Genomic DNA, 11,325 nt, shown 5'->3' with positions numbered 1-11,325 from the left:
TTAGCAACTAGAGCTGATTATACTTTAGTAGCAGAAAGTAATATGGCTTCTTTTGTTGATTCCTTGGTAGCACCATTAAGTGTTATTAATGCACTTATAATAGCAGTTGGGTTAAGAGAAAAAGAAAAAATCTCTAAAACTTTTAATGATCTTGAGAACGTTTGGCAAGAATATCAAGTTTATTCTTATAAAAAGGAAGAAAAATAAAAAAAATTATTGATTTCTGAAACAACATGTCTTATGATGATAATTGTAGGACATGTAATCGTTTTAGAAATTAATAATTTTTTATGATTTAATTTCTAAAATATAATTGCCTTCATAAATGTTAAAAAATTTTTAATAATTAAGAAGGAAAAATTGCATTTATAACGAATTATATAATATAAATGAAGGATTTAATATTAATTTTTTTAATATTAAAATATATTAAATTTAATTAAGATAATTATTTCATTATTAGGGGGTAATAGCATGGATACTAAAGCTTATATTGAGCAAGTATTAGAAAATGTTAAAAAAAGAAATAGTAGTGAGCCAGAATTTATTCAAGCAGTTGAAGAGGTTTTACACTCTTTAGGACCGGTTTTAGAAAATCATCCAGAATATATAAAGGCTAATATTTTAGAAAGATTCTGTGAACCAGAAAGACAAATCATGTTTAAAGTACCTTGGACAGATGATAATGGAGATGTACATGTTAATAGGGGATTCAGAGTACAGTTTAACGGAGTTATAGGACCATATAAAGGTGGTTTAAGATTCCATCCTTCAGTTTATTTAGGTATAATAAAATTCTTAGGATTTGAGCAAATATTAAAGAATTCATTAACTGGACTTCCAATAGGTGGAGGTAAAGGTGGTTCTGACTTTGACCCAAGAGGAAGATCAGATGCTGAAATCAGAAGATTCTGTGAAAGTTATATGACTGAACTTTATAGACATATAGGACCAGATGTTGACGTTCCAGCAGGTGATATTGGGGTTGGTGCAAGAGAAGTTGGATATATGTATGGACATTATAGAAGAATAAGAGGAGCTTTTGAAAATGGAGTTTTCACTGGAAAAGGATTATCCTATGGAGGAAGCTTATTTAGACCAGAAGCTACAGGTTTTGGTGTAGCATATTTCTGTGAAGAAATTCTTAAACATGAAGGAACAGATTTTAAAGGTAAAACAGTAGCTTTATCAGGATTTGGTCAAGTTTCATGGGGTGCATGTAAAAAAATTGCTCAATTAGGTGGAAAAGTAGTTACAATCTCAGGACCAGATGGATATATTTACGATCCAAATGGAATTATAACTGAAGAGAAAATTAGCTATCTATTAGAAATGAGAAATTCAGGTAGAGATAAAGTTAAAGATTATGCAGATAAATTTGGCGTAGAATTTTTCCCAGGACAAAAACCATGGGGTGTTAAAGTTGATATTATAATGCCATGTGCTACTCAAAATGATATACATTTAGAACATGCTAAACAAATAGTTGCTAATGGAATAAAATTTGTTTGTGAAGGCGCTAATATGCCATGTACAAACGAAGCAGTACAATATTTCTTAGATAATGGATTAATTGTAGGACCAGCTAAGGCTGCCAATGCAGGTGGAGTTGCTACTTCAGCTCTTGAAATGTCACAAAACAGCATGAGATTATCATGGACAGGAGAAGAAGTTGATGCTAAGCTTCGTCAAATTATGACTAATATCCATAATAATGCAATGAAAGCTGCTGAAACTTATGGATTTGGTTATAACTTAGTTGCAGGGGCTAACATTGCTGGATTTGTAAAAGTTGCTGAAGCAATGCATGCGCAAGGAGTTTATTAATTTTAAAATATATATGAAGAGAATTCTCTAGGGAATTCTCTTTCTTTACGATTAGGAATATTATTAAAATTTAATAATCAAGCAATTTATTGCTAATATTATATATGTAACAATTAAAATTAATTACTGATTTATTTTAATACAAGGGGTATGAAAGAAAATAATTAGTCAAAGTTAGAGTCTATGTTTTGTCTAAGATAGGTATTCATAATAGTTAGGGTATAATTGAGTTTTAAGGAACCATTATGATGAAGAATAAACTAGCATATTGGCTTATTATTTTTTTGAACATACCTAAAGAAAAACACTACAATTGTGCATTATATACTGTAAATTGTAAATTAATAAATCGTGACTAGCTGTCACGATTTTCTTCTAGTTGATTGATATATACTAGATATTGAAGTATAATTTATAAGTTAAGTAGGAATTTTTGTAGAAAATTTAGGTGGTGAAGTGATGTCAAAAGTTGTAGTAATTGGTGGAGGTCCCGCTGGTATGATGGCTGCAATATCCGCAGCTGAAAATCATAGCGTAATATTGTTAGAAAAAAATGAAAAACTAGGTAAAAAATTATTTATAACTGGTAAAGGACGATGTAATGTGACCAATGCTAAGGAAATAGGGGAGTTTCTAAATTATATCCCTACTAATCCTTATTTTTTATATAGTTCTCTATATACTTTTACTAATGAAGATACAATGAATTTTTTTCAGTGTAGAGGAACAAAGTTAAAAGTTGAGAGAGGAGACAGAGTGTTTCCTAATTCTGATAAATCTTCTGATATAATAAAAACTTTAGAAGGTGAATTAAAAGAGAAGAATGTAAATATTATGAAGAATAGTAATGTAAAAGAATTTATTCTTCAAGATAACAATATAAAAGAAATAGTATTGCAAGATGGTAAAAACATTACTGGTGATTATTTTATAATGTGTACAGGTGGCGTTTCTTATCCTCAAACTGGTTCTGATGGAGAGGGATTAAAACTTTGTAAAGGTATTGGTCATAATATTGTTGAATTAAAACCATCCTTAGTACCTGTAGAAATAGAAGAAGAATTTGTTAAAGAGCTTCAAGGGCTGGCGTTAAAAAATGTGGAACTCGTTCTTAGGGATAGTAAAAATAAAATTCTTTTTAAAGAATTAGGAGAAATGCTATTTACTCACTTTGGAATATCTGGTCCATTGGTTTTAAGTGCTAGTAGTAGTATAAAGAACAATGAAAAATATAAAATAATAATAAATTTAAAGCCAGCTTTAAGCGAAGATGAGTTAGATAAGAGGGTACAAAAGGATTTTAATCAATATTTAAATAAAGATTTTAAAAATGCTTTAGATGATTTATTTCCTAAGAAACTTATACCGGTAATAGTCAGACATAGTGGCATAGATGAAAATAAAAAGGTTAATGCTATAACTAAAGAGGAACGTAAGAAACTTGTTCATTTAATACAAAATTTAGTGCTAACAGTTAAGAATTTAAGACCAGTATCTGAGGCGATAGTAACTTCTGGAGGAATAGATACTAAAGAAATAGATCCTTCAACTATGAAATCAAAAATAATTTCAAATTTAAGTTTCGCTGGAGAAATTATTGATGTTGATGCCTATACTGGAGGATATAATGTGCAAATTGCATTATCTACTGGATATTTAGCAGGACAAAAGATAGGTGATTAATTATGTTATCGATAAGAGGTGCAACCACAATAGAAAAGAATGATACCTTAGAAATAAAAGAAAAGACTATTGAATTAATGAATAAAATTTTAAAGATAAATTCATTAAATACAAATAATATAAAGGTATTACTTTTTTCTTGCACTAAGGATATAACCAAAGCTTATCCAGGTGCATATGTAAGAGAATATTTTAATTTAAATAAGGTTAGTATTATGCATTTTAATGAAATGGAAGTGGAAAATTCATTAAAGCTTTGTATAAGAGTAACTATTTTATGTGACGAAGAAGAAAGAGATGTTAATTTTGTTTATCTTCATAAGGCAGCATCACTTCGAAGTGACATTAGCCTTAGATAATTAGCGTTTTTATATTAGAAAGGAAGATTGTGAATGAGAATGTCTGTTGCTATAGATGGACCTGCAGGAGCAGGAAAAAGTACCATAGCAAAAATAGTAGGTAAAAAGTTTAACTTAATGTACATAAATACTGGAGCAATGTATAGAGCTGTTACCTACGTAGCGATGAAAGAAAGAATCTCTTATGAAGATACAGATAAATTAATAAGTCTTTTAGATAACTTAGAAATGCATTTTGAGGGAGATAATTTGATATTAAATGGAATAGATATTACATCAGAGCTAACAATGCCTATAATTAGTAATAATGTATCAAATTATGCAGCCTTATCTTTAGTAAGGCAAAAGCTAGTAAAAATGCAACAAGCAATAGCTAAAAAATATGATGTTATTATGGATGGTAGAGATATTGGTACAGTAGTACTTAAAGATTCAAAATTCAAATTTTATTTAACTGCTAGTGCTGAAACAAGAGCTATGCGTAGATATAGTGAGTTAATAGAAAAAAATATAGAAGTAAATTATGATAGTATACTTGAAGATATAATAAAAAGAGACTATATTGATTCTAATAGAGAAGTTGATCCCTTAACTAAAGCTGAAGATGCAATTGAAGTAGATTCTTCAAATTTAACAATAGAAGAAGTGGTTGAAGTAATATGTAATCATATAAAAAATAAAATTTCTAATTGTGTTAGTTAAACTTTCTCTAATATGATAAAATAATACTAAAGTCAATAAATAGGTGGTGAAACAAATGAAGGAAATATTATTAGCGGATAAAGCTGGATTTTGTTTTGGTGTGAAAAGAGCAGTAGACACAGCTTTAAATAAGAAAAAAGAATATACTGATAACATATATACACTAGGGCCATTAATTCACAATAATGATGTAGTAGAGCTATTGAAAGAAAATAACATATACTCTATAGGTAATGATGATATAAATAAATTAGATGAAGATAATGTGGTAATAATAAGATCACATGGGGTTTCAGAAGATATCCTAAATACTTTAAAAAATAAAAAATTAAATATTGTAGATGCTACTTGTCCTTATGTTAATAATATTCAAATGAAGGTAAATAACTATTACAAACTAGGATATAGTATTTTAATTGTTGGAGATGAAAACCATCCTGAAGTAATAGGAATAAATGGATGGTGTAATAACAGTGCTATAATATCTAAAAATGGTGAAAATTTAGAAAATCTCCCACGAAAAATTTGTGTGGTTTCTCAAACTACTGAAAAACAAAGTAATTGGCATAAGGTTCTTAATAAAGTAATAGATCAGTGTAAAGAAATAGTAGCTTTTAATACTATTTGTAGTGCTACTGAGGTAAGACAAAAATCTGCAGAGGATATTTCAAAAAAAGTAGATGCTATGGTAGTTATAGGTGGATATAATAGTTCTAATACTACTAAACTTTATGAAATATGTAAGAAAAATTGTAATAGAACTATTCATGTGGAAAATGCTGATCAAATACCCATGGATTTTATTGAAGATACAGAAATAAAAAAAATAGGGGTGACAGCTGGAGCATCAACACCAGACTGGATAATTAAGGAGGCTATATTAAAAATGAAAGGTGAGAACACAATGATTAATAGTGAAATGCAAGAATATGAAAAGTATATGGATGATGGTATTGAATTAAGAGTGGGAAAAGTTATTAAAGGAGAAATATTTAAAATTTCCGAGAAAGAAGCATATTTAACTATAGGGGCAAAGAATGAAGCATATTTACCAATCAATGAAGTTACTAAAGATGAAAATGCCAAACTAACTGACATTTTTAAAGTTGGCGATATGGTTGAAGGTAAAATAATAAGTGTTAGAAATCAAGATGGATATATAGTTATTTCTAGGGTTGAAATTGAGAGAGAAGAATTATATAAAGAATTAAAAAGAATTTTTGAAAGTAAAGAAATTATTGAAGTTAAGGTTATAGAAGAAGTAAAAGGTGGCATTATTTCTACATATAAAGGAATAAAAATATTTATACCTGCATCACATATATCTTTAGATAAAATTAAAGATCTAAAAACCTTAATTGGAGAAACTTTAGAGGTTAAAATCATTGAATTTGAAAAACAAAAAATTGGAATGAAGATTGTCGCTTCAAGAAGAGAAATTCTTCAAGTAGAAAAAGATAAGAAGGAAAAAGAAACTTGGGAAAGACTTGAAAAAGATCAAATAGTAGAAGGTATTGTAAGAAGAATATCAAGTTTTGGTGCTTTTGTTGAAATTGATGGAGTAGATGGATTACTTCATATATCAGAGATGTGTTGGAATAAGTTAGTGAGTCCTAAAGAAATGGTAAAAATAGGACAAACAATTAAAGTATATATTATGGATATAGATAAAGAGAATAAAAAACTTTCTCTAAGTCTAAAAAGATTAACAGAGGATCCATGGATAAATGTTAAAAACAAATATCCTGTAGGAAATATTGTCCTTGGAAAAGTAGTCAGATTTGCTAAATTTGGTGCTTTTATAGAATTAGAACCTGGAGTTGACGGTTTAGTTCATATTTCACAAATTAGTACTAATAAAATAGATACTCCGAAAGAAGTATTAAAAATTGGAGAAGATATAAAAGCAGAAATAATGGAAGTAAATGAAGAAAATAAAAGAATATCATTAAGCATAAAAGCAGTAGAACAAATTTAAGGATTGCTGTTTATAATTAATGAATTGATTGATAGAAAGCCATCACTATGATGGCTTTTTTGATGTATAATAGATTTATAAATAGTTTATTGAGTTAGGCAAATTAGTTCTAATAATCAATTATTAGATAGTAGTTTTAAAATATAACTAAGAGCTGAAAATATCACTAAATAAGAGACTAAGAATTTAAATCTTTTTATCAATCAAAAGATTAGGATTGCTGCCTTATAAAATATGAGAAATTTAATATTAAATTTTAGACAATATTATTAATGAAAAATATTTGATTACATTGGAAAAATTACTACTCTAATTTCTATAGATGAATTTTCATATTTGATTAATAAATAATCAGCTTTTGCAGTAGTAAACCTTCAATATTTTATAAATATATTAAATAGAATTAACTAACCCAACAAGATATATAGATGTACCACTTTTAAATTTAATCTATGAATTCATAAAATTGTGCTATTAAATTATTTAAGTTTACATTAATATGAAATTGAAAATTGACGATTGACAATGGACAATTNNTTCCACCATAATTCTCAATTGTTCATTGATTAAATTTGTAAATTAAAATATTTAAAGGTAGCTACATTTAGTTATAAATTAATTTTTAAGGTAGTTTATCTATATTAGTATAATAAATATGTATTACTAACTTAGATTAGTTTACTTATTAAATTTTAATTGTTTAAAATTTGGAATAATAGAAAAGATTATAAAGTAAAATATAGTAATCTAATAGTTAGTGTTAAGAGAGGGCATATGTATAAATGTAAAAAGCTAAGTTGGTTTAATATTAATAAATTTAAAAAATTGAGTAGAGAAAACGTATGTTTTGAATTTACAAGAGAAGACTTCTTTAAAGGTTATAATAGTTTAAATCCTATTAGTAAACTTCTATATAATAAAAATGTTAAGTTATTAAAGTATAATAGGAAATATATAGGATATATTTGGTTTACGAGAATATGTAAAAATTTTTATAAAATTAATAGTATGACAATAAACTGTAGTAATAATGAAATAATGTTATATAGAAAGTTTTTTCAATCTTTTAAGAAAGGGAGCTTATTTGAAGCAGATGGAGACTTTAATAAATTATTAATTGATATAGGATTTAAAAAAGTAAATAAATTATTTGAAATGAAAACTATATTAGAAGAAAAATATAATTTTAAATTACCTCTGGAAATAAGCTTTAAAACCTTTGAAATAGGAGAAGATGAAAAGATTAGATGTAGTCTTCAAAATAAAATTTTTAAAACTAGCAGCAGAGTGGAAATAGACATAGAAGATATAGCATTTGAAGAAGAACAAAAATATTATTTGAATGAAGGGTCTATATTTATAAAACATGGTGAAAAATTTATAGGATATGGTCAATTAATTAAAGAGAATAATAAAGTTTCAATAGTGAATTTTGGAATATTAGATGAATTTAGAAATAGGGGTTATAGTAAGATTTTGCTAAAATATTTATTAAATATAGCTATAGATAATAATTTTAAAGAAATATATTTAAAATGTAATAGTGACAATATTAAAGCTTTAAAATTATATAAGGAGCATAATTTTAAAATTGAAAAAGAATTTTGTACTTGGGGCTATACAGTATAAAAAAGATAGATTGATAAATCAATCTATCTTTTTATTTTATCTTCCTAAAGCTCTATATTTTTCTAATCCTAAAGCAAAAATATCCATAGCATCTTTCAAAGCCTCTGTATTTAAGCAATAAGAAATTCTTATTTCATCTTTGCCTAAACCTTCTGTAGCATAGAAGCCTTCAGCAGGTGCAAACATAACAGTTTTATTATTATGATTAAACTCTGTTAGCATCCATTTAGCGAAATCTTCTGAATCTTTTATGGGAAGCTTGACCATAACATAGAACGCTCCTGTTGGCTTTTCACAAGTTACTCCTGGAATTTGTGAAAGTTTCTCAAATAATATGTTTCGTCTTGTTTCATATTCAGCTTTAACTTTAACAAAATAATCTTTTGGAGTATTAACTAAATTTGCAGTAGCTAACTGTTCTATAGTTGGAACACATAATCTTGCTTGACAAATTTTTAAAATTTGTGCGATCAGTTCTTTATTTTTAGATGCTACTAAACCTATTCTAGCACCACAAGCACTATAACGCTTAGAAATACTATCAACAAGTATAATTCTATCTTGTGCATCTTCCATATATAGTGCTGAAGTATATTTTAAATCATCATATACAAACTCTCTATATACTTCATCGGAAATTAAGAATATATCATGTTCTTTAACTATATCAGCAAGCATTCTTATTTCCTCTTCAGTATAAACTACTCCTGTTGGATTTCCAGGATTAGATATCATTATAGCTCTTGTCTTATGGTTTATATGTTTTATTATTTCCTCTTTTGGAGGAAGATGAAAGCCATTTTCAGCTTTTGTAAGGAAAGGAACTACATTAACTCCAACAACTTGAGCAAAACCAGAATAATTAGTATAGAACGGTTCAGGTGTTATTATTTCATCTCCATCATCAGCTATAGCTGTAAGTGCTAAAGAAATAGCTTCAGAACCTCCATTTGTTATTAATAGCTCATTGTAATCAAAGTCTATATTCCATTCTTTATAGTACTTTCTAAAACTATTAATTGTTTCATCAATACCTTGAGATTGAGCATATTTTAAAACATTGTCATGATAATTATTTATTCCTTCCATGAAAGTAGAAGGAGTTTCGATATCAGGCTGTCCAATATTTAAATGATAAACCTGAATACCTTTTTTCTTAGCAGTTTCAGCAAAAGGCGCTAATTTACGAATTGATGAATAATGCATTTTTTGAATACGATTTGAAAACTTCATTTTTAATCCTCCATTTGACTCTAAGATAGATTGTTTTTATTAGAATTATTTATTTCAGCTATATCAGTGAAAGAAGTATAAGAAGATTTAATATCAAAAATAGTGCAATTTTTAAACTTTCCGCTAAAATAACTTCTTTCCTCAAATCCATTGTAACTTATAGAAATTTTCTTTTGCTTATCAATATCTTTAGCATTATACATATTATGATCCTCCTTTTAGGTATAGTTTTTCCTAAAAGGAGAATTTTTATTATATTTACTTATATTTTGCTGCTACTGCTTTGAAGCTTACTGATCGCCATAATGTTTATGAAGAACTTTTCCTAACCTTTTAATACCTTCAATGATTTTTTCATTAGTCATATTAGAGTAATTTAGTCTAAAGAAGTTATTCTTTCCACCATTTGGAAAGAAAGAAGCTCCTGGAACATAAGCAACTTTTTCTTTAAGTGCATCTTCCATAATCTTAGAAGAGTCCAGGTCCTTTCTTAATTCTACCCAAGTAAATAATCCTCCCTCAGGAAGTGTAAACTTCACATCTTTTGGGAAATATTTTTTGATGCTGTCTATCATTAAGTCTCTGCGAACTTTATAAACTTCAATTATTTTCGCAATATGATCATCTAATTTATATTGTTCCATAAATTTTGCAGATGAAATTTGACATAATGTATTACATTGTAAGTCAGCACCTTGTTTAATTAGGACGTATTTTTTTAATATTTCTGAACTTGCTACAATCCATCCAAGTCTTAAACCAGGGCAGAATGTTTTTGAAAAGGTACCCAGTGTAATTACATATCCAGCTTCATCGAAAGCTTTAATAGATGGTAATCTTTCACCATCAAATCTTAATTCACCATATGGACTATCCTCTATAACTGGAATTTCATATTTTGCTGCTAATTCAGCTATACGCTTTCTTCTTTCTAAAGACATAGTTATTCCACTTGGATTTTGAAAATCTGGAATAGTATAAATCATTTTAACATTAGAATGTCCTTTTAAAGCTTTCTCTAGATCTTCTATAACCATACCGTCTTTATCCATAGGAATTTCTATAAATTTAGGATTGTATGCTTTAAAAGCATTAATAGCTCCAAGATAACTTGGACTTTCACATATAATTATATCTCCCTCATTTATAAAAAGTTTTGCAGAAAATTCTAATCCCTGTTGAGAACCATTAGTTATCATAATATTTGATATATCACATTTAACTCCTGCTGGTGCCATTCTTTCTTCAACAATTATTTTTCTTAGAGGAGCATATCCTTCTGTAGTTGTATATTGTAATGCTATTTCTCCTTGCTCAGTTAAAACTTTACTAGTAACTTCAGCTAATTTCTCCTTTGGAAATAGCTCGGGAGCAGGGAACCCGCCTGCAAATGAGATAATTTCAGGCTGCTCACTTAATTTTAATAACTCTCTAATTTCTGATGCTTTAATATTTGATATTCTATCTGCATATTGTAAACTCATATTGCACCTCCCCATAATAAAAATAAAAATTTAACGAAAATTTAATAAACTCCGTATATTTCAATTATAACTTAAGTATCATAGGGTTTTCAAGGCTATAGGAAAATTTTGCTTAATTATAAAAATTGTGATTTTTAAATAATTTTAAGACATATGTAAAGAAAATAGTTAGAGAATATTTTACATCATAGAAAGAGCAAATTCTACATAACAATGGTTTTATTTTTGACCTCTGATAATCTAATATAGCTAGCAATATTATTATAGTACTGTAGTCATTTTTAAAGATTCTTTGATTTGCAATTTCAGTTTTTTAATATTTTAAAGTATAATATAATAAAAAGTTTATTGCAATGAATAAATACTGTAGAAAAAACTTTTATTATTTAAAGAAATTATATATAATTAAATAATGGTTATAATCTTACAA

General features: G+C 27.4%; 9 protein-coding genes and 1 pseudogene. 7 read left to right on the top strand and 3 right to left on the bottom strand.

Translation table 11 applies throughout. The features are described from left to right. The 7 genes and pseudogenes from B3603_RS06045 to B3603_RS06015 all read left to right on the top strand — a co-directional run. Window positions 1-207: pseudogene (locus tag B3603_RS06045) on the top strand (N-acetylmannosamine kinase); the annotation flags it as partial. Between the two features lie 267 nt (window positions 208-474). Next, entirely contained in the window at window positions 475-1,827 is a 1,353-nt protein-coding gene (gdhA, locus tag B3603_RS06040; RefSeq protein ID WP_039630282.1) for an NADP-specific glutamate dehydrogenase, read from the top strand. 459 nt (window positions 1,828-2,286) lie between these two features. Beyond that, window positions 2,287-3,510: an NAD(P)/FAD-dependent oxidoreductase gene (locus tag B3603_RS06035; RefSeq protein ID WP_291561941.1), complete on the top strand. Its 1,224-nt coding sequence runs from the start codon at window positions 2,287-2,289 to the stop codon at window positions 3,508-3,510. Between the two features lie 2 nt (window positions 3,511-3,512). Then, window positions 3,513-3,869 (top strand): chorismate mutase, encoded by a 357-nt coding sequence (gene aroH / locus B3603_RS06030; protein ID WP_291561938.1) that lies wholly within the window; start codon window positions 3,513-3,515, stop codon window positions 3,867-3,869. A gap of 33 nt (window positions 3,870-3,902) precedes the next feature. Then, window positions 3,903-4,571 (top strand): (d)CMP kinase, encoded by a 669-nt coding sequence (gene cmk / locus B3603_RS06025; RefSeq protein ID WP_291561935.1) that lies wholly within the window; start codon window positions 3,903-3,905, stop codon window positions 4,569-4,571. Between the two features lie 55 nt (window positions 4,572-4,626). Then, entirely contained in the window at window positions 4,627-6,549 is a 1,923-nt protein-coding gene (locus B3603_RS06020) for a bifunctional 4-hydroxy-3-methylbut-2-enyl diphosphate reductase/30S ribosomal protein S1 (RefSeq protein ID WP_291561932.1), read from the top strand. Between the two features lie 774 nt (window positions 6,550-7,323). Continuing rightward, window positions 7,324-8,178 (top strand): GNAT family N-acetyltransferase, encoded by an 855-nt coding sequence (locus B3603_RS06015; RefSeq protein ID WP_291561929.1) that lies wholly within the window; start codon window positions 7,324-7,326, stop codon window positions 8,176-8,178. Between the two features lie 36 nt (window positions 8,179-8,214). Here the strand turns inward: B3603_RS06015 and B3603_RS06010 are convergent, their stop codons facing one another. From B3603_RS06010 to B3603_RS06000, 3 genes are all read right to left on the bottom strand, one after another. Beyond that, entirely contained in the window at window positions 8,215-9,411 is a 1,197-nt protein-coding gene (locus tag B3603_RS06010) for a pyridoxal phosphate-dependent aminotransferase (RefSeq protein ID WP_291561927.1), read from the bottom strand. Window positions 9,412-9,431: 20 nt separating this feature from the next. Then, window positions 9,432-9,614 carry a hypothetical protein gene (locus tag B3603_RS06005; protein ID WP_039630296.1) on the bottom strand — a complete coding sequence of 61 codons (183 nt, stop codon included), beginning with the start codon at window positions 9,612-9,614 and terminating at the stop codon, window positions 9,432-9,434. A gap of 87 nt (window positions 9,615-9,701) precedes the next feature. Continuing rightward, entirely contained in the window at window positions 9,702-10,895 is a 1,194-nt protein-coding gene (locus B3603_RS06000; RefSeq protein ID WP_291561922.1) for a PLP-dependent aminotransferase family protein, read from the bottom strand. Between the last annotated feature and the right edge of the window lie 430 nt (window positions 10,896-11,325).

It is taken from the genome of Clostridium sp. UBA2485, from assembly GCF_002341865.1.
GTDB lineage: Bacteria > Bacillota > Clostridia > Clostridiales > Clostridiaceae > Clostridium_J.
The sequence above is the reverse complement of the archived record's forward strand: the minus strand, read 5'-3'. Positions and strand labels throughout refer to the sequence as shown.

What these genes read in the sequence shown, in the direction of transcription:
- B3603_RS06020 (WP_291561932.1), top strand. Translation starts at nt 4,627, where the DNA reads ATGAAGGAAATATTATTAGCGGATAAAGCTGGATTTTGTTTTGGTGTG.
- gdhA (WP_039630282.1), top strand. Translation starts at nt 475, where the DNA reads ATGGATACTAAAGCTTATATTGAGCAAGTATTAGAAAATGTTAAAAAA.
- B3603_RS06010 (WP_291561927.1), bottom strand. Translation starts at nt 9,411, where the DNA reads ATGAAGTTTTCAAATCGTATTCAAAAAATGCATTATTCATCAATTCGT.
- B3603_RS06035 (WP_291561941.1), top strand. Translation starts at nt 2,287, where the DNA reads ATGTCAAAAGTTGTAGTAATTGGTGGAGGTCCCGCTGGTATGATGGCT.
- B3603_RS06005 (WP_039630296.1), bottom strand. Translation starts at nt 9,614, where the DNA reads ATGTATAATGCTAAAGATATTGATAAGCAAAAGAAAATTTCTATAAGT.
- B3603_RS06015 (WP_291561929.1), top strand. Translation starts at nt 7,324, where the DNA reads ATGTATAAATGTAAAAAGCTAAGTTGGTTTAATATTAATAAATTTAAA.
- cmk (WP_291561935.1), top strand. Translation starts at nt 3,903, where the DNA reads ATGAGAATGTCTGTTGCTATAGATGGACCTGCAGGAGCAGGAAAAAGT.
- B3603_RS06000 (WP_291561922.1), bottom strand. Translation starts at nt 10,895, where the DNA reads ATGAGTTTACAATATGCAGATAGAATATCAAATATTAAAGCATCAGAA.
- aroH (WP_291561938.1), top strand. Translation starts at nt 3,513, where the DNA reads ATGTTATCGATAAGAGGTGCAACCACAATAGAAAAGAATGATACCTTA.